The organism is Massilia solisilvae (genome assembly GCF_024753215.1).
GTDB lineage: Bacteria > Pseudomonadota > Gammaproteobacteria > Burkholderiales > Burkholderiaceae_D > Telluria > Telluria solisilvae.
The window spans coordinates 361,872-381,058 of sequence record NZ_JANUGV010000001.1; the positions used below are offsets into that span (position 1 = coordinate 361,872).

Consider the following 19,187-nt stretch of genomic DNA (forward strand, 5'->3'; position numbering starts at 1 on the left):
TCCTTTCAGTGTGCCGATACCGGCTGCGCGGCGGGCGCCGCCACGTTCTTGCTGTCGCTGACCAGGCACCAAAGCAGCGCGGAGATGGCCATGCACGCGGCGCAGATATAGAACAGCAGGCTCTTGTCGGCCGCGTCCTTGAGCGCGAAGCCGACCTGGGTCGAGAGCAGCTGCGGCAGCACCACGGACAGGTTGAACAGGCCCATGAAAAAGCCCATGCGGCTCTTGTCCACCTTTTCGCTCATCACCGCGAACGGCAGGGATACCACGGCGGCCCAGCCGATGCCCACCACCGCCATCAGCACATACAGCATGGCGGCGCTGCGTGCGGCCAGCGCAATGGCCAGGTAAGCCGCTGCCATCGTCGCCACGCACGCTACGTGCACGCGCACGCGGCCGCAGCGCGCCACCAGCGGCGCCAGCACCGCAGCCGGCAGGATGAAGCCGACCACATTCATCACCGCGAACGAAATCGCGATCACCTGCCCGGACTGCCCCGCCGCGTCGGCCGAGCCGGCGGCGACAATGTGCTGCTGAATGAACGAGATGATGTACACGAACATCGACTGCACGCCCAGCCAGGTGAAGCCGTGCGCCAGGAAGATGCGCCTCAACTGGCTCCATTCGGTCTTGGTGGCGGCCTGCGTTTCGGCCGGGCCCAGTTCGCGCGGCTCCTCCACCAGGAACATCGGCAGCACCGAGAATGCCAGCACCAGCACCACGCCCATCGAAATGAGCGCATAGTTGTCGATGAAGGCGCCGACCAGGTAGGCCATCACGCCCCAAAAGCCGGAGATGGTCTGCATCCACGTGTAGCCGCGCGTGCGAGCAATGCCCTCGGGTGTGAGGTCGGCGATCAGTGAACGGGTTGGGTTGAAGCTGATGTTGATCGAGATGTCCAGCGTGAGCGCCACCATCACCGCGACCACCAGCAGGTTGCTCACGCCGAGCATGCTTGCCACAAGGTCGATGCGAGGCAGCAGGAACAGCGACAGCGCCGCCAGCGCTCCACCGATCAGGATGAACGGCCGCCGCCGCCCGCCCCAGAACCACGTGCCATCGCTGATCAGGCCAATGATCATCTGGCCGAGGATGCCCGCGGCCGGCCCTGCCGCCCACACCACGCCGATCTCGTGGATGTCGAGATGGTATTTGGTCGAGAGCAGCCAGGACAGCGCCGAGATCTGGATGCACAGCGCGGTACCCATCGCCGTGGCAGGCAGGCTGATGACCGCGTAGAAGAAGTTCGAGAGGCGCCTTTGCATCGGCAGCATTTGATGTCCCCGTCCTGTTGTTATGTTGTTTGACTACAAAACGCCAGTGTGGCGAAGGTGTCATCCTGATTCTACAATGGAATGTGTTCAATTGACACTCAGAAATCGCCATGTTATTTTGCTACAAAGTCATGGCCCAGGCTGCCAGCGCACGAGATCAAGCGCCCCCGTCCCGAAGGGGCGTCACCGGAGACAAATCAAGTGGAAATGCAAACCAACGCGCTCAAGCCGCGCCTGTCGTTCTGGCAGCTGTGGAACATGAGCTTCGGCTTCTTCGGCATCCAGTTCGGCTTTGCGCTGCAAAACGCCAACACCAGCCGCATTTTCACCACGCTCGGCGCCAACCCCGACAACCTGTCCCTGTTCTGGCTGGCCGCGCCGGTCACGGGCCTGTTGGTGCAGCCGGTGATCGGCTACCTGTCCGATAACACCTGGCATCCGCGCTGGGGCCGTCGGCGCCCGTTCTTCTTCGCCGGTGCGCTGATGGCCGCGCTGGCGCTGTTCCTGATGCCTGATTCGACCGCGCTGTGGATGGCGGTGGCCGTGCTGTGGATGATGGATGCGGCGATCAACGTATCGATGGAGCCGTTCCGCGCTTTTGTCGGCGACAAGCTCGACGAATCGCAGCGCACCGCGGGCTTCGCGATGCAGACCTTCTTCATCGGCGTGGGCGCGGTGATCGCGTCGATGCTGCCGACGATTTTTGCGGACTACCTGGGCGTGTCCAACGTGCCGGTGGGCGGAGGCATTCCCGACACGGTGCGCTACTCGTTCTACATCGGCGGCCTGGTGTTCCTGCTGGCCGTGAGCTGGACCGTGCTGACGGCCGACGAACTGCCGCCGGAGGACCTGGAGGGCTTCAAGGCGCAGCGCAAGCATGCGCGCCGCTTTGGCGTGGCGCTGTCGGAGATTTTCGGCGGCTTCCTGCGCATGCCGCGCACCATGGTGCAGCTGGCCTTTGTGCAGTTCTTCACGTGGATCGCGCTGTTCGCCATGTGGATCTACACCACCAACGGCGTGGCCGAAAACGTGTATGGCACCGCCAACGCGCAGTCGGCACAGTTCCAGGATGCGGCCAACTGGGTCGGGATCATGTTCGCGGTGTATAACGGCGTGTCCGCGCTGGCCGCCTTCGTGCTGCCGGCACTGGCGCGCGCGACCAGCCGCAAGATGGTCCACGCGCTGTGCCTGGCCGTTGGCGGCGCGAGCCTCATCAGCCTGTACTTCATCACGCACAAGCAGACGCTGGTCCTGCCGATGATCGGCGTGGGCCTGGCCTGGGCCAGCATCCTGTCGATGCCGTACGCGATCCTGGCCGGCTCGCTGCCGGCGCGGCGCATGGGCTACTATATGGGGCTGTTTAACTTCTTTGTGGTGATCCCGCAGATCTGCAGCGGCACCCTGCTGGGCTTCGCCAACAAGTACCTGTTCGACGGCCACACGATCCGCCTGCTGGTGCTGGGTGGCGTGAGCATGTTGCTCGCCGCCGTGCTGACCCTGTTCGTGACCGACAAATCGGACCGCTGACCAGTCCTGCGCCGCGATTTTCGCTCCTGTCGTATCGTGAAGGTTTGACAACAAACCATGACGAGACCGAATCGGGACAGGAGCGAAGCATGACAATCCACACCGTAGCGACAAGCCCGTTCAGCGGCCAGCGCCCCGGCACCTCCGGGCTGCGCAAGAAGGTCACCGAGTTCCAGGCGCCTGGCTACCTCGAAAATTTTGTCGAAGCGATTTTCACGACCCTGGGCGCTTGCTCGGGGCTTACCCTGGTGCTGGGCGGCGACGGCCGCTACTTCAACCGCACCGCGATTCAGGTCATTTTGCGCATGGCGGCGGCGCATGGCGTGGCCAAAATGCTGGTCGGGCGGCGCGGGCTCATGTCCACGCCCGCCGTGAGCTGCGTGATCCGCAAGCGCGGCGCCAGCGGCGGCATCGTGCTCTCGGCCAGCCACAACCCGGGCGGGCCGCACGGGGACTTCGGCATCAAGTACAACATCGAGAACGGCGGCCCGGCGCCGGAGAAGATCACCGAGGCCATTTTCGCGAACACCCATGCCCTCACCAGCTACCGCATCAGCGATGCGCCGCCGGTGGACATCGACACCATCGGCACCAGGCGCATCGAGGCCATGGAGGTCGAGGTGATCGACCCCGTGGCCGATTACGCCGGGCTGATGGAAAGCCTGTTCGACTTTGGCGCGATCCGCGCCCTGTTCGCGCGCGGCTTTACGATGCGCTTTGACGGCATGCACGCAGCGTCTGGTCCGTACGCAAAGGCGATCATCGAAGGCATGCTGGGCGCACCCGCCGGCACCGTCATCAATGCCGAACCGCTGGAAGACTTCGGCGGCCACCACCCCGACCCGAACCCGGTCAACGCGGCCGAGCTGATCGAACTGATGGCCGGTGCAAGCGCGCCCGATTTCGGCGCCGCATCCGACGGCGACGGTGACCGCAACATGATCGTCGGCCGCAACTTCGTGGTGACGCCGTCGGACAGCCTGGCCATCATCGCCGCCAATGCGACCGTGGCGCCGGGCTACCGCGAGGGTATCCTTGGCATCGCCCGTTCCATGCCCACCTCGACCGCCGCCGACCGTGTGGCAGAGGCGCTGGGCGTGAGCTGCTTCGAAACGCCCACCGGCTGGAAGTACTTCGGCAACCTGATGGACGCTGGCCTGGCCACGCTGTGCGGCGAGGAGAGTTATGGCACTGGCTCCAACCACATCCGCGAAAAGGATGGCGTGTGGGCGGTGCTGTTCTGGATGAACATCCTGGCCGCAACCGGCAAGAGCGTGCCGCAGCTCGTGCGCGAACACTGGCAGCGTTTCGGCCGCAACTACTACTCGCGCCATGACTACGAAGCCGTGGACGCGGCTGCCGCGGAAGGTGTGATGGCGGACCTGCGCCACAGGCTCCCGCTCCTGGCCGGACACACTTACGGTGGGCACCGCATCGCGCTGGCCGACGATTTCGCCTACACCGACCCGGTGGACAAGTCGGTCGCGACGCACCAGGGTATCCGCATCGTGATGACCGACGGCTCGCGCATCGTGCTGCGCCTGTCGGGCACCGGCACCGAAGGGGCGACCGTGCGGCTGTACCTCGAGCGCTACGAGGCCGACCCGGCGCGCCACGATCTCGATACGCAGGAAGCGCTGGCTCCACTGGCGGCGATCGCCGAACAAATCTCCGGGCTGCGCAAGCGCACGGGACGCGAGCGGCCCAGCGTCATCACATGATTCGACCAACCACAACAACAAGGGACCCTGAATGAAATCAACCGCTCTCGCCGTTTCGCTTGCTTTGGCCTGTGGCTTTGCATCCGCCGCCCCGGCCAGGCCGTTCGCCTGGGAGAACGCGACCGTGTATCTGGTGATGACGGACCGCTTTAACAACGGCGACCCGTCCAACGACCACGCGTACGGACGGCGCGATGACGCGGCCACGCTGCGCGGCTACATGGGCGGCGACCTGGCAGGGATCACGGCGAAAATCAACGAGGGCTACTTCAACGACCTGGGCGTGGATGCGATCTGGATCACGCCGCCGGTCGAGCAGATACACGCCGGCACCGACGAGGGCACGGGCAAGAGCTACGGCTTTCATGGCTACTGGGCGCGCGACTTCACCGCCGTCGATGCCAACCTCGGCACGGAAGAAGATGTACGCAAGCTGGTCGATGCGGCGCATGCGAAGGGCATCCGCGTGCTGCTCGATGTGGTGATGAACCACACCGGCCCAGTCACCGACCAGGACCCGCTGTGGCCGGCAGGCTGGGTGCGCACCACGCCCAAGTGCACATACAAGGACGTGAAGACCATGCGCGACTGCACGCTGGTGGCCAACCTGCCGGACATCCGCACCGACAGCAACGCCAGCGTGCCGCTGCCGCCGCCGCTCGCGGCCAAGTGGAAGAAGGAGGGACGCTACGAGCGCGAAGTGCGCGAGCTTGACCGGTTCTTCACGCGCACCGGCTACCCGCGCGCACCGCGCTACTACCTGGTCAAGTGGCACGCGGACTGGGTGCGCAAGTACGGCTTTGACGGCTTTCGGGCCGACACCGTCAAACACACCGAGCCCGGCATCTGGAACGATCTGAAGAAGCAGGCCAGCCTGGCCTACGAAGAGTGGAAGCGCGCCAATCCGTCCAAACGCGTCGGCGACCTGCCGTTCTTTATGACCGCCGAGGTGTATAACTATTCGATCGCCAGCGGGCGCCTGTTCAGCGAGGGCGGCGAAACCGTCGATTATTACGACAACGGTTTCGACAGCATGATCAACTTCAGCATGAAGTCGGACGCCCGCCAAAGCTACGAGCAGCTGTTTTCCAGCTATTCGGCCGCGCTGAACGGCCCGCTCAAGGGGCGCTCGGTGCTCAACTACGTCAGCTCGCACGACGACGCCACCCCATTCGACGCGCTGCGCGAGCGCCCGTTCGAGACCGCCAACAAGCTGCTGCTGTCGCCCGGCGCCGCCCAGATCTACTACGGCGACGAGACGGCGCGGCTGCTCAAGGTGGACGGAGCTGAAGGCGACGCCAACCTGCGCTCGTTCATGAACTGGGGCGAACTGGCCGCCAATGCGCAGCGCGCCGGCTACCGTGTCGGCGACGTGCGCGACCACTGGGCGCGGCTGGGGCGCTTTCGTCACGCGCACATTGCCGTCGGGGCGGGCGTGCACCAGATGATCCAGGCCAGCCCATACACCTTCAAGCGCACCTACGACAACGGCGGCATCGTTGACCGCGTCGTGGTGGCGCTCGACCTGCCGCGCGACCATCCGGTGCCGATCACGGTGTCCGGCGTGTTCGTGGACGGGCAGACCGTGCGCGAGTGGTACACGGGCCAGACGGCCGTGGTCGCGGGCGGCAAGGTGCAGTTCGCTTCTGCCGGCCCGCTGGCGCTGGTCGCTCAGGACTGAAAGAGGGTGTGCCGGGCCCTGTTCTGGGGCCTGTCGTTCAGTGGTATCCTACGCGCGTTCCGGGACGAGCGTCCCGACCCACAGGGACGCAATGAGCACCGAACACGACAACGAACAAAAAACGACCCGCAGCGCATACCCCGACGGTCCGCGCCTGGTGGCCGATATCGGCGCCACGCATGCGCGCTTTGCGCTCGAGACCGCGCCCGGCCTGCTGCGCGCGGTCGAAGTGCTGCGCTGCGACGACTACACCGGCATCGTTCCGCTGCTGCACGCCTACCTCGCGCACCATCCCGGCACGCGGATCGCGCACGCCGCTTTTGCGCTGGCGAACCCGATCAGCGGCGACATGATCCGCATGACCAACCGCGACTGGCAGTTCTCGACGGACGAGGTGCGGCGCGAGCTGGGCCTGCAGACGCTCCTGATCGTCAACGACTTCACCGCGCTGGCAATGGCGCTGCCGGGCCTGAAGCCCCAGGACCTGATGCAAATCGGCGGCGGCCAGGCGCAGCAGCACGCCGTGGCCGGCGTGCTGGGACCGGGAACGGGCCTGGGTGTCTCGGGCGTGATCCCGACCGTCGATGGCTTCGTCACGCTCGGCAGCGAGGGCGGCCACGTCAACTTTGCCCCGGCCGACGAGCGTGAATTCGCGATCCTGCAGTACGCCTGGCGCGAGTGGCCGCACGTATCGAACGAGCGCCTGATCTCCGGGCCCGGCCTGGAACTGATCCACCGCGCGCTCGCCCAGCGCAATGGCGTGCAGGCGCCGCCGCGCACCGCGGCCGAGATCGTGAGCGCCGCGTTGGAGCAGAACGACAAGCTGTGCCTGGAAGTGCTCGAATGCTTTGCCGGCATGCTGGGCGGGGCCGCTGCCAACCTGGCGGTCACGCTGGGCGCGTTTGGCGGCATCTTCATCGGCGGCGGCATCGTGCCACGCATTGCAGAGTGGTTCGCCGCGTCGCCGTTCCGCGCCCGCTTCGAAGCCAAGGGGCGCTTCACCGATTACATCGCCCAGATCCCGACCTACGTGATCATGACGCCCAACCCTGCGCTGTTCGGGGTGGCCACGATCCTGTCCGAGCACCTGCGCGGGCGCAGCGGCGCCAACACCCTGATGGAGCGCGTGCAGCACCTGCAGCACGAACTCTCGCCGGCCGAGCAGCGCGTCGCCACGCTGGTGCTGGAGCACCCGCGCAAGGTGCTGTCCGAGCCGATCGCCGAAATCGCGCGGCTGGCCGACGTGAGCCAGCCGACCGTGATCCGCTTTTGCCGCTCGCTCGGTTTCTCGGGCCTGGCCGACTTCAAGCTCAAGTTCGCGGGCAGCCTGACGGGCACCATCCCGGTGCGCCACAGCCAGGTGCGCATGAGCGACAGCACGCACGACCTGTCGGCCAAGGTGATCGACAACACGGTCTCGGCCATCCTCAAGTTCCGCGATCAGATGGACGTCAACTCGATCGACCGCGCCATCGACATCCTGCGCAAGGCCAGGCGGGTCGAGTTCTATGCGATGGGGAACGCGCGCGTGGTTGCGCTGGACGGCCAGCACAAGTTCTTCCGGTTCCGCATTCCGACCTCGTCCTACGGCGACTCGCACCTGTTCACGCTGGCGGCAGAACTGCTTGGTCCAGGCGACGTGGTGATCGCGATTTCGACATCGGGCCAGCTGCCGGAGCTGCTGGCGGCCGTGGACAAGGCCCGCGCCGCGGGGGCGGATGTCATCGCCATCACCAGCAGCAAGTCGGCGCTGGCCAAGAAGGCGACGGTGTGCCTGGCGGTCGATCACAGCGAGGACAGTACGACCTTCCTGTCGATGATCTCACGGATCCTGCAGCTGCTGCTCATCGATATCATGGCGGTCGGCCTGTCGCTCGGCGCTCATGGCGAGGCGGCGGTGGAGCCGGATTCGGATCGGCGACGCATGCTCATCTCGCATCTCGATATCTGAGCGCTGCTGCGGTTCGCAGTACCACCACCTCTCGCACGTCGTCCCCGCCCGCGCGGGGACGACGGGTTAAACGCGCTGGTGATGCCCGTGCCGCAGCTCTGGATGCTCAGCATGGGTCCCGGCTTGCGCCGGGACGACGTTAGTGGCGGTTTCTCTTTCTCTTTGACGCCCCCATGTCGGAGGTCTCACCTTCAACGAATACCACCGCCGTCCTTGGCGGAATGCTGAACGTTCCGGTAAAGCTGTCATACCCCGCGCTTGCTGCCCGCTTGTCCGCCGCGCCCGGGGCGCGGTGCACCGGATGCAGCCGCATGCGCTTGCCCTGCGCCTCTCGGTCCACGATCACGTGCGCCACCTTGTCCACGTTGACGAAGTAGCTGATTCCTTCGAAACCGGCGCCAGGATAGCCCTTGCCGTCGATGTGCGCGCCGACCACCGTCGGTTCCTGCCGCGATCCCGTGTTGAAGAAGCGCAGCCGCTGTTTGATGTCCTGCGCGCTGCGCATCCTGAACAGCGTCGAGCTGGCGCGAATGCGCAGCAGGTCGCGGAAGGCGTCACGCGTGAACGCGATGTCGTCAGGCGTCGGCTTGATCGCCGCATTGGCCAGCAGCGGCTTGAGCAAAGGCCAGTCCTTGCCGTTGTCGTCTGCCGGCGGCAGGCCGGTGCCGAAGTAGTTGTCCTGGTAGCTCCAGTCGATGCGGTTGAACCAGTCGCCCGAGTTGAAGCTGTTCCGGTCGAGCGACTTCGAGCGCAGGATGTCGATCCCGGCATGGAAGTAAGCCACACCCTGGCTGAACGCATTGACTGCCATACCCAGCACCTGCACCCGCGCGCGGTCCGCGCTGCTGGTTGCCACGGGCAGCTTGAGCACGTTGATGTCGAAGAGCGTCTGGTTGTCATGGTTCTCGACGTAGTTCACGGTCTCGCCGGGTTCGCTGGCGTAGCCCGCAGGCTGGCCGTTGTAGTCGATCGCTGCCAAAGGGACGCTGCGGTCGTCGAGCGTGACCAGCGGGTAGCTGCGGATGGAGCCGGCAAGGCCCGCGCGCACCAGGTCGGCCGTGCGCATCAGCTCCGCCAGCGGCCGCTCGGCCCCGCTGGTGTTCGGGTCGTAGGTCAAGCCGTTGATGTAGCCCTGGTGCTTGATCATGTCGATTCCCGAGTCGCCCGCCGAGCCGCCGCGTACCGCATCGCGCTCGCGGTCGTTGAAGGTGCCGATGCCGGTGCCGTTCAATGACAGCTGCGAGGCCTGCACGAAGCGCGCGCCCTCGGCCACTTCGCCGAAATTCCAGCCTTCGCCGATCAGCTGCACCTTGCGCCGCGCAGCATTGGCGACGCGCTTCTGCAGTTGCTCCATCACCGCGCGCGGCTGGTGGCCCATCAGGTCGAAGCGGAACGAATCGATCTTGTACTGTGTGGCCCACAGCGCCACCGAGTCGATCATCAGCTTGCCCATCATGAGGTTCTCGGTGGCCGTGTTGTCACAGCAGGTCGAGCGTTCGACCGCGCCGTTGGCGTCGAGGCGATGGTAGTAGCCGGGCACGATGCGGTCGAGGACGGATTTCTCGTTCTGGCCGGCGCTGAAGGTGTGGTTGAACACCACGTCCATGCCCACGCGCAGGCCGGCGCGGTGCAGGCTTTGCACCATCTCGCGCAACTCGATGATGCGGCGCGCGCCGTCTGCCGGATCGGTCGCGTAGCTGCCTTCCGGCGCGTTGTAGTGGTAGGGGTCGTAACCCCAGTTGAAGCAATCGGTCTCCGCCGTCTTTTTCACCAGCGCCTGCTGTGCGCTGCCGTCCGGCGCGCCCGCCGGAGCGGGAACCACGCAGCCCTGTTCGGGCACGCTGCCGATGTCGTACACAGGCAGCAGGTGGATATCGGTCAGCCCGGCCTTCGCCAGCGCGGCGAGGTGGCGAAGGCCGTTCGATTCCGTCTCGGTGAACGCGGCGTACTTGCCGCGGTGCGCCGGGCTCACGCTTGCGTCGTTGATCGAGAAGTCGCGCACATGCAGTTCATAGACGACCATGTCCGTTTGCGCCTTGACGGTGCCTGGCGCCGGCGTCTTGTCCCAGTCCTTCGGCTTGAGCGATGGCGCGGCGAGGTCCGCAATGTAGCTGCGCTTTGAATCGGTCGTCAGGCTGACCGAGTACGGATCGGTGACGAGGTTGCGCACGATCCCTGCGCCGTTGACGGCAACGTCCAGCGCGTACTTGTAGTATTTGCCGCGCTGGTCCCCGGCCAGCGCGGCGTTCCATGCGCCGGTGCGGCCGTCGAACGCCATCGGGAAGACGCCGCGGGCGCGCGAGCTGCCCGTGTCGTAGAGGCAGACTGCGGCCTGCTGCGCCGTCGGCGCCCATAACGAAAAACGGGCTTGTTTGCGGCCGGGCGCGACACCCAGGTTGTCGAGTGTGCCGGCCGCCGCATACAGGTCATCCAGCGCTCCCGCGGCCTGCAAGTCGGTGGCCGCGCGTACCGTCCCGTCCGGCGCCTCCTGGACCAGCACCATCTGGCCCCGGTGCAGTTCGGGCAGGCGCGCCAGGTCCACGGCACGCACCGCGAGCACGGGGCCGGGCTGCACGTATTTGAAGCGCGTGGCCGGCGCTGGCGGAACCGCTCCCGTGAACACATCCAGCGTCAGCGCGCCCGCCGCGCCAAGCACTTTGGACCCCACCGTCGCCACAATTGCCGCAGTGGGCGAGTAGTACAGCTTGAAGCTTGCGGCCGGATCCGCTCCGGGCCATTTGGCCAGCCGCCGGTCAAGCCACACCGCGCGCGCGTCGAGCTTTTGCGAGGACGCGTGCTGGACGATCTGGAACGAAGGGCTGTCGCAAGCGTCGATGGGAATCTCGGCGCGGGCGGCGCATGCCGCGGCGGCAAGGGCGAGCAGGACGGGTGGGCGGTAAAGGCGCATGTGGTGGATTACTGTAGTTTGACTACTGAAAATGTCGTCAATTGTAAGGTTAAATGATCGCAAGTATTTGAAAATAATGCAGTAATTAGACTTGCGCACATTGCAGGCCGGATTTGTAAAAAGGAATTCTCTGCTGTATATTATCTACAATTCAGTGTCAACCGGACAAGCCAATGCAGAACACTTCCCCGTGGTGGCGCGAGGCCATCATCTACCAGGTCTATCCGCGCAGCTATCTCGATACCAATGGCGACGGCGTTGGCGACCTGCCCGGTATCACCAACAAGCTCGACTACATCGCCAGCCTGGGTGTGGACATCGTCTGGCTGTCCCCGTTCTTCAAGTCGCCGATGAAGGACTTCGGCTACGACATCTCGGACTACTGCGACGTGGACCCGCTGTTCGGCACACTGGACGACTTCGACAAGCTGGTCGCCAGGGCGCACAGCCTGGGCCTGAAGATCATGATCGACCAGGTGCTGTCGCACACGGCCGAAGCGCACCCGTGGTTCGTTGAAAGCCGCAAGAGCCGCGACAACCCCAAGGCCGACTGGTACGTGTGGGCCGATCCGCTCCCGGACGGGAACCCGCCCAACAACTGGCTGTCCGTGTTCGGCGGCTCGTCGTGGCAGTGGGACAGCCGGCGCCGCCAGTACTACCTGCACAACTTCCTGACCAGCCAACCGGACCTGAACTTCCACAACCCAGAGGTGCAGCAGGCGCAGCTGGACAGCATGCGCTTCTGGCTTGCGCGCGGGGTGGACGGCGTGCGCATGGACGCCTGCAACTTCCACTTCCACGACCGCCAGCTGCGCAGCAATCCGCCGGCCACCAAGCGTGACACTGCCACCGTCACCGACGTGAACCCCTACGGCATGCAAAGTCACCTGTACGACAAGACCCGGCCCGAGAACATCGAATTCCTGCGCAAGATCCGCGTGCTGCTCGACGAGTTCGGCGCGGTCTCGATCGGCGAAGTGGGCGCCGACGATTCGCTCGCCGTGATGGCGGACTACACCTCGGACGGCGACAAGCTGCACATGGCCTACAGCTTCAACCTGCTCACGCCGCAGTGCTCGGCGGCCTACATCCGCAAACAGGTCGAGGACTTCGAAGCGCGCGTGAAGGGCGGCTGGGCCTCGTGGTCGGTCGGTAACCACGACAGCATCCGCGTGATGACCCGCTGGGGCGGCGGGCAGCCGACGCCTGCGCTGGCCAAGCTGGTGCTGGCGATGCAGCTCTCGCTCAAGGGGACGCCCTGCCTGTACCAGGGCGACGAGCTGGCGCTGGAGGAAGCGGACGTGCCCTACGAACTGCTGCAGGACCCGTACGGCATCACGTTCTGGCCCGAGTTCAAGGGCCGCGACGGCTGCCGCACGCCGATGCCGTGGACGAGCGAGGCGCCGAACGCCGGCTTCACGACCGGCACGCCGTGGCTGCCGGTCGCGCAGCCGCACCTGGAACGCGCGGTCTCGGTGCAGGAGCAGGACGGCGGCTCTGCCCTCAATTTCGCGCGCCGCTTCATCGCGTGGCGCCGCCAGCAGCCGCAGCTCACGCGTGGCGACATCGCCTTCTTCGATGCGCCCGAGCCCGTGCTGGCGCTGCGCCGCATGCTCGATGGCGAACCGGCGGTGCTGGCCGCGTTTAACCTGGGCGACAAGGAAGTCACCTTCGACTGGCCCGAGTCGGCCAGCGCCAGCGAGCTGCCGGGCCATGGCCTGCCGGGTGCGGCCAGCGGCGGCCGCGTGACCCTGCCGCCCTACGGCGCCTGGTTCGGCAAGGCGCGCTGATGACGACTGTCGACGCCGGCGCCGCAGCGCAGCCGGCTTTTGCCGAAGGGCCGCGGCTGGTCGCTGACATCGGCGCCACCCACGCGCGCCTGGCCTTGCAGATGGCGCCGGGCGTGTTCAGCCACGTCGCCTTGCTCAAGTGCGACGACTATGCCGGCATCGTGCCGCTGCTGCGCTTCTACCTGGCCGGTCACGCCGGCCTGCAGCTGCAGCATGCCGCGCTGGCCGTGGCCAATCCGGTCAGCGGCGACAAGGTGCGCATGACCAACCGCGCGTGGGAGTTCTCGACCGACGACGTGCGGCGCGAGCTCGGGCTATCGACGCTGCTGGTGGTGAACGACTTTACCGCGCTGGCGATGGCCATTCCCGGCCTGTCTGGCGCAGACCTGATGCAGGTGGGCGGCGGCGCGCCGGTGCCCAGGGCCGTGATCGGCGTGCTCGGTCCGGGCACGGGCCTGGGCGTGTCGGGCGTGATCCCGACCGAGGACGGCTTCGTTACCCTGGGCAGCGAGGGCGGCCACGTCAACTTTGCCCCCGCCGACGAGCGCGAATTCGCGATCTTGCAGTACGCCTGGCGCGAGTGGCCGCACGTGTCGAACGAGCGGCTGCTGTCCGGCCCGGGCCTGGAACTGATCCACCGCGCGCTGGCCGAGCGCAATGGCGTGGCTGCGCCGGCGCGCAGCGCGGCCGAGATCCTCGCCGGCGCGCTCGAAGAGCGCGATGCGTTGTGCCTGGAAGTGCTCGAATGCTTCTGCGCGATGCTGGGCGGCGCGGCGGCGAACCTGGCGGTGACGCTGGGCGCTTTCGGCGGCGTCTTCATCGGCGGTGGCATCGTGCCGCGCATGGGCGCATGGTTCGCGACCTCGCCATTTCGGGCGCGCTTCGAGGCCAAGGGCCGGTTTTCCAGCTACCTGTCGGATATTCCGACCTACGTTATCACCACGCCGTACCCGGCGTTTCATGGCGTGGCCGCGATCCTGGCCGAGCACCTGCGCGGGCGCGCCGGCGCCAATTCGCTGATCGAGCGCATCCGGCAAATGCGCCCGGGCCTCACGCCTGCCGAACAGCGCGTGGCAGCGCTGGTGCTGGAGCAGCCGCGCCTGGTCCTGAACGAGCCGATCGCCGACATTGCGCGGCTTGCCGAAGTGAGCCAGCCGACCGTGATCCGCTTTTCCCGCTCGCTCGGCTTTTCGGGACTTGCCGACTTCAAGCTCAAGTTTGCCAGCAGCCTGACCGGCGCCATTCCCGTGCGCCACTGCCAGGTGCGCGGCTCGGACAGCACGCACGACCTGTCGGCCAAGGTGATCGACAATACGGTTTCCGCGATTTTGAAGTTCCGCGACCAGCTGGATGTGCGCTCGGTGGACCGCGCGATCGAGCTGGTGAGCCGTGCGCGTCGCGTCGAGTTTTACGCGATGGGCAATTCGCGCGTGGTTGCGCTCGACGGCCAGCACAAGTTCTTCCGCTTTCGCATTCCGACCACGGTGTACGGTGACGCCCACCTGCTCACGCTCGCGGCCGAGTTGCTGCAGCCGGGGGACGTGGTGATCGCGATTTCCAATTCGGGCACCGCGCCCGAGCTGCTGGCGGCGGTGGACGCGGCACGGCATGCCGGCGCGGACGTGATCGCGATTGGCAGCAGCCAGTCGCCGCTTGCGCGCAAGGCGAGCGTGTGCCTGGCAGTGGAGCATGCCGAAGACAGCCACACTTTTCTGTCGATGATTTCGCGCATTCTGCAGCTGCTGCTGATCGACATTATGTCCGTGGGCATTTCGCTCGATGCACAGCAGTCCAACGACCAGGCCGTGATGGAGCGGCGGCTGCTGATTTCGCACCTGGACAGCTGAGCGGCGCCGCCGGCCGGAGGGAGGAGTGGCCGCCACCGGCAAACGGAAAACGGTGGCGGGAAACGGCCAGCGGCTGCCTGCAACGATACGGTGCTCTGCCGCGCCGCCTTTGTGACCGCTCAATCGTGCGCCGGGCGCCTCATTCGGACGTGTTGGCGAGGACCTTGCGAACGGTGCGTCGCCATTCGGTCAGCGTCAACAGCTTGTCGGAAAGAGGATCCTCGACCAGCACTTCGCCGCCCGCTTGTGCGACCAGGAAGCTGGCGCGCCGGTGGACCGTGTCGGGCCGGTTTTCGACGAAGCTCAGTTGCCAGTAGGGCTTGCCGTTGATGATGCGCGGCTGCGGATTGTCCTCGATGATCGCGCCATGCACCTTGCCGCGGGAACTTTTTTCGATCTGCGCTGCCCAGGCTGCGATCTCCGGCACTTCCATCAGCGATGTCATGGCCTGTTCCTTGGTCGGCGCCTGCGCGGCCGGGGCAGCCGCGGGCGCGACCGGTTTGGGCGGCGCCGGCTGCTCGCGCTTGCAGGAGGCAAGCGCGCAAGTCAGCGCGACGGCGGCGGGGATGGCAAACAGCCGGGAAAAGGCGGGCATGGGCATGGTTCCTTGTTTGGCTGCGGCCATACTAAACCATGTGCCAGCCTCGGGCAACGACGAGCTGGGCAGCCATGTATACCGGGACTTCAAATCGGCATGCGGTAGCCGTAGAACTCGTGATCTTCGTTATAGCCGCCCTGTCCGGCCCCAAGCTGCCTGAAATCGTCGACCAGCTCGATCGCCTCGATCCACTTGACCATCTTGAACCCCAGCTCATTCTCGCATCGCAGGCGCAGCGGGGCGCCGTGCATGAAGGTCAGCGGCGCGTCATTCATTTCATATGCGAGCAGCGATAACGCATGGCGCATATTGTCGATTGAGTGGACGTCGTAATAGCGTCCACCCGCTGCGCCGTCCGCGAAGGAATAGAAGACCACGTAATGCGCCGATGGCAGCGGGGCGACCAGTTCAAGCAGGCGGCGTACCGGCACGCCGCCCCATTTGGCCACCCCCGACCAGCCCTGGATGCAGAAGTGCTCCGAGACCTGCACCTGCTTGTCCAGCGCCTTGATCTGGGCAAGCGATAGCGTGCAGGGCCGGGCAACCAGTCCGCCGATGCGCAGGCGGTAATCGGCAAAGTCTTCGCGCCGCAGTGCATCGTAGGCAGCCGAGTTGGGCAGGGTACCGTTCAGCCAGAAGTACGGCGAGATGTCGCTGTCGGCATATTGCACGCGCGGCTCCCAGCGCTCGGCCAGGCCCTTGAGCTTGCCAATCAGGTGTCGCCCGGACTTCTGGACCAGGCGCGCATGCTTGATCGTGAATGGCGATGCCCCAACCCAGGCTATGGCAAGCAGCGCCATGGCGACAGCAAACCAGGCCAATCCGCGCCACGAATCGTCGTTGACGCCAGCGAACATGAAATTCAGGTTGCGGCGCATGCCCGTGACGAACACCAGCGTTACATGGATGAAGATGAACAGCAGGAACCAGCACAGCACAAGGAAATGCACGCTCCGGGCGGCCTGCCGGCTCAAGCGTCGCGATAAGGCGCCGAACCGGTTTGCAATGGCCGGACTTTGCATCAGGCCGGTGATCGCGGCCATGGGTGCTGCAACGAACACGGTGACGAAGTAGGTCAGCTGCTGCAGGCCGTTGTAGCGCGTCCATGCTTGCTCCACCGGAAATTGCAAGGACAGGTACTGCAGCGCTGTCGACAGTGCGTTGGGAAACACCGACCAGCTTGTCGGCACGAGCCTGTGCCATTGGTCCGTCGAGAACAGCAGCACGTAGGACACAAGGCCGTTGACCAGCCAGAGAAGATTCACCGACAGATGCCACCAACGCGCCAGTCCCACCGAGTGGCGCACGCCTGGAAGACCAAGCCATGACGGGATGGTCACCGCGTCGTCCTTGGAAGTCCAGACGCGGTCCCGCGGCACCTCGCGCTGGAACCGGAACCATTCCAGCCCGGGCACCGAACCGCGCGACCAGTACAGGCGCGGGTGGTCGGCCAGGATCTGTATCCCGGACCGGATGATGAAGACCATGAAGAGCAGGTTAAGGAAATGCTGGAGCCGCAGCCACCACGGAAACCCCGTGTGCACGGCGCTCGACAAAGGCGTCAGGCCGGGATAGTTGGCGATGAACGCGGCCACGGCCGGGAGCGCGCGCAACTGCTGCGCGGCCACAATGGCAACGCACAGCGCCACGATAATCAGCGGCAATGCCCACAAGCTGCTGATCCAGCGCTGACCGATGCGAAGACGCGGGACGATGCCATGCTGTGGTGGCAGCCATTGGTCCAGGCGCAGGTTGTCAGGCGCATTGGTCAGGCTGGCCTGGAGCGGATCGTGCCGGCTGTCCATTGCTGCCGCAGCAGGTAATCAGACCCGGTCAGGGTGAGGGCAGGCTGCCCAGCAGCAGCGCGCGCAGCGCAACGGCGTCGTTGTGAAGCTCATCGCGGGCGCCGTACACCAGCGTTACCGTTCCCTTGCGCGCAAGCGCACGCACCCGCCCTAGCGCATCGGCATGCTGGCGCAGTTCGTCGGCATAGCGCGCCTGGAATTCCTCCCAACGGGCAGGATCATGATTGAACCATTGCCGCAGTTCGGTACTTGGAGCAAGCTCCTTTTCCCACAGGTCGAGTGCGGCATCCGTCCTGGCGACGCCGCGTGGCCACAGGCGATCGACCAGGATGCGCGTGCCATCCGCGGGACTGGCAGGTTCGTACGCGCGTTTGAGCTTGATGTGGTCAGCCTTGATTTGTTGGTTCAAGTCCTGCTCCTTGCTTGTGGCCGCGCCACCGTTGGCCGCCGACCTGGTTCGATGATTCCTTGATTCTGCCACCATCTGCGCCGGCCGCGCGTCCGCGTGGTCAGCGGTGTACCCCAGGCCCGTTTGATTCGACTCAATGGGTATGGTGCGGCCTGCAGTAGTGTGGGACGTGTGTGCAAGGCAGATCAGGGAATTCGGTGATGGAGCACGAGCGTCTGCGGCCCCGCTTCTTCAATGTGCTGCAAGTGCAGATGCCGGTGGGCGCGCTCACGTCGATTGCACACCGGGTTTCCGGCATCGTCCTCGCGCTCTGTCTCCCGTTCTACATTTACGTCCTTCAGTTGTCCTTGCAAAGCCCGCAGGGTTATACGCTGGCTGCTGGCATGTTCAGCCGCTGGCCAATAAAGGCCTTGGCGACCGTGACCATCTGGGCGCTGGCGCACCATGTGCTCGCCGGTGTGCGCCACCTTTTCAGCGACGTGGATATTGGCTCGCAACTGCAGGCTGCACGCCGCAGTGCCTGGGCCGTCAACTGCGCGGGAGTGGCCATCATGCTGCTCGGTGCGGGAGCCCTGTTTTGAAAAAGGCGTTCTCCGGGCTGCGCGCATGGCTGGTCCAGCGCTTCACTGCGGTATGGATGCTCTTTTTCCTGCTCTTCGTCCTGCTGCACATGGCACTGTCTCCACCGGGGTCGTATGACGAATGGCGGGACTGGGTTGGCTTGCCACTGGTCCGTTTCGGGGCGACATTATTTTTCCTGTCCTTGCTGTTGCACGCCTGGGTTGGCCTGCGCGACGTGCTGATCGACTACGTACGCGCGCTGCGGCTGCGGTTCATCCTGCTGGCAGCGTTGTGTCTCGCGCTCGTTGGGCTCGGGCTGTGGGTTGTACAGGTCCTGTTCCGGGGCTGGCCCGGGGGGCCTCGATGAAGTTCTCCATCTATCGGTATGACCCCGAACGCGACTGCAAGCCGTACATGCAGGACGTCGACGTCGCGCTTGCGGAAGGCGATCACATGCTGCTGGATGCGATCTTGCGTATCAAGATGCAGGACGATTCGTTGACCATCCGCCGCTCCTGCCGTGAAGGCGTGTGCGGTTCGGACGCGATCAACATCAATGGCCGCAACGGGCTGGCCTGCATCACGCCGGTCAAGACGCTCAAGGAACCGGTCGTCCTGCGTCCACTGCCCAGCTTCCCGGTCATTCGCGACCTGGTCGTGGACATGACCCAGTTCTTCGCACAGTACCATTCGATCAGGCCGTACCTGATCAACCAGGATCCGCCGCCGGAAAAGGAAAGGCTGCAGTCGCCCCGCCAAAGGGACGAGCTCGACGGGCTGTACGAATGCATCCTGTGCGCGTGCTGCTCCAGCCAGTGCCCTTCGTTCTGGTGGAACCCGGACAAATTCGTCGGGCCGGCCGGGCTGTTGCAGGCATACCGCTTCATCGCCGACAGCCGCGACCAGGCGACCGACGAACGGCTGGACGACCTGAACGACGTTTACCGGCTGTTCCGCTGCCGGACCATCATGAACTGCACCGAGGTCTGCCCCAAAGGGCTGGCGCCATCGCGCGCGATCGAAAAGATCCGGCTTCTGCTGGTTGAGCGCGCTTCCTGACATCGTGCGGCGAGGATGAAGAAAAGAAAAAAGCCTGCAAGGCGTTCACCCTGCAG

At 65.4% G+C, this 19,187-nt stretch carries 14 protein-coding genes; 9 read left to right on the forward strand and 5 right to left on the reverse strand.

Features of this window, described 5'->3' with window-relative positions; all coding sequences use genetic code 11:
• Positions 1 to 5 precede the first annotated feature (5 nt).
• A complete protein-coding gene (locus NX773_RS01545; protein ID WP_258854649.1) occupies positions 6 to 1,274 on the reverse strand; it encodes an MFS transporter in 1,269 nt (422 codons plus the stop codon).
• A gap of 207 nt (positions 1,275 to 1,481) precedes the next feature.
• Here NX773_RS01545 and NX773_RS01550 point away from each other — a divergent pair, with 207 nt between their 5' ends.
• The 4 genes from NX773_RS01550 to NX773_RS01565 all read left to right on the forward strand — a co-directional run bounded on the left by NX773_RS01550 (position 1,482) and on the right by NX773_RS01565 (position 8,154).
• On the forward strand, positions 1,482 to 2,801 hold the full coding sequence (locus NX773_RS01550; protein WP_258855822.1) for an MFS transporter: 1,320 nt from the start codon (positions 1,482 to 1,484) through the stop codon (positions 2,799 to 2,801).
• Positions 2,802 to 2,890: 89 nt separating this feature from the next.
• The gene (locus NX773_RS01555; RefSeq protein WP_258854650.1) at positions 2,891 to 4,522 is read left to right on the forward strand and encodes an alpha-D-glucose phosphate-specific phosphoglucomutase; all 1,632 of its coding nucleotides are present in this window, start codon (positions 2,891 to 2,893) and stop codon (positions 4,520 to 4,522) included.
• Positions 4,523 to 4,553: 31 nt separating this feature from the next.
• Positions 4,554 to 6,203, forward strand: coding sequence for an alpha-amylase family glycosyl hydrolase (locus NX773_RS01560; RefSeq protein WP_258854651.1), 1,650 nt, complete (start codon positions 4,554 to 4,556; stop codon positions 6,201 to 6,203).
• A gap of 91 nt (positions 6,204 to 6,294) precedes the next feature.
• Entirely contained in the window at positions 6,295 to 8,154 is a 1,860-nt protein-coding gene (locus NX773_RS01565) for a glucokinase (RefSeq protein WP_258854652.1), read from the forward strand.
• 139 nt (positions 8,155 to 8,293) lie between these two features.
• On the opposite strand, the gene NX773_RS01570 is transcribed toward NX773_RS01565, so the two are convergent.
• Positions 8,294 to 11,062: an alpha-1,6-glucosidase domain-containing protein gene (locus NX773_RS01570; protein ID WP_258854653.1), complete on the reverse strand. Its 2,769-nt coding sequence runs from the start codon at positions 11,060 to 11,062 to the stop codon at positions 8,294 to 8,296.
• Between the two features lie 173 nt (positions 11,063 to 11,235).
• Between NX773_RS01570 and NX773_RS01575 the strand changes: the two genes are divergently transcribed.
• Entirely contained in the window at positions 11,236 to 12,852 is a 1,617-nt protein-coding gene (locus tag NX773_RS01575; RefSeq protein ID WP_258854654.1) for an alpha-glucosidase, read from the forward strand.
• Entirely contained in the window at positions 12,852 to 14,699 is a 1,848-nt protein-coding gene (locus NX773_RS01580; RefSeq protein WP_258854655.1) for a glucokinase, read from the forward strand. Before NX773_RS01575 ends, NX773_RS01580 begins: the two co-directional genes overlap by 1 nt.
• A gap of 139 nt (positions 14,700 to 14,838) precedes the next feature.
• Here NX773_RS01580 and NX773_RS01585 read toward each other — a convergent pair whose 3' ends face one another.
• From NX773_RS01585 to NX773_RS01595, 3 genes are all read right to left on the reverse strand, one after another.
• Positions 14,839 to 15,294: a hypothetical protein gene (locus NX773_RS01585; RefSeq protein ID WP_258854656.1), complete on the reverse strand. Its 456-nt coding sequence runs from the start codon at positions 15,292 to 15,294 to the stop codon at positions 14,839 to 14,841.
• 89 nt (positions 15,295 to 15,383) lie between these two features.
• Positions 15,384 to 17,102 carry a molybdopterin-dependent oxidoreductase gene (locus NX773_RS01590; RefSeq protein WP_258854657.1) on the reverse strand — a complete coding sequence of 573 codons (1,719 nt, stop codon included), beginning with the start codon at positions 17,100 to 17,102 and terminating at the stop codon, positions 15,384 to 15,386.
• Between the two features lie 28 nt (positions 17,103 to 17,130).
• Complete coding sequence (locus tag NX773_RS01595; RefSeq protein ID WP_258854658.1) at positions 17,131 to 17,511, reverse strand: DUF488 domain-containing protein; 381 nt, start codon at positions 17,509 to 17,511, stop codon at positions 17,131 to 17,133.
• Positions 17,512 to 17,711: 200 nt separating this feature from the next.
• Here NX773_RS01595 and sdhC point away from each other — a divergent pair, with 200 nt between their 5' ends.
• The 3 genes from sdhC to NX773_RS01610 are packed head-to-tail and all read left to right on the forward strand — an operon-like array spanning position 17,712 to position 19,131.
• Positions 17,712 to 18,092 carry a succinate dehydrogenase, cytochrome b556 subunit gene (gene sdhC, locus NX773_RS01600; RefSeq protein WP_258854659.1) on the forward strand — a complete coding sequence of 127 codons (381 nt, stop codon included), beginning with the start codon at positions 17,712 to 17,714 and terminating at the stop codon, positions 18,090 to 18,092.
• Positions 18,089 to 18,439, forward strand: coding sequence for a succinate dehydrogenase, hydrophobic membrane anchor protein (sdhD, locus tag NX773_RS01605; protein WP_258854660.1), 351 nt, complete (start codon positions 18,089 to 18,091; stop codon positions 18,437 to 18,439). The genes sdhC and sdhD overlap by 4 nt, the downstream gene beginning before the upstream one ends.
• Entirely contained in the window at positions 18,436 to 19,131 is a 696-nt protein-coding gene (locus NX773_RS01610; protein ID WP_258854661.1) for a succinate dehydrogenase iron-sulfur subunit, read from the forward strand. The genes sdhD and NX773_RS01610 overlap by 4 nt, the downstream gene beginning before the upstream one ends.
• Positions 19,132 to 19,187: the final 56 nt, after the last annotated feature.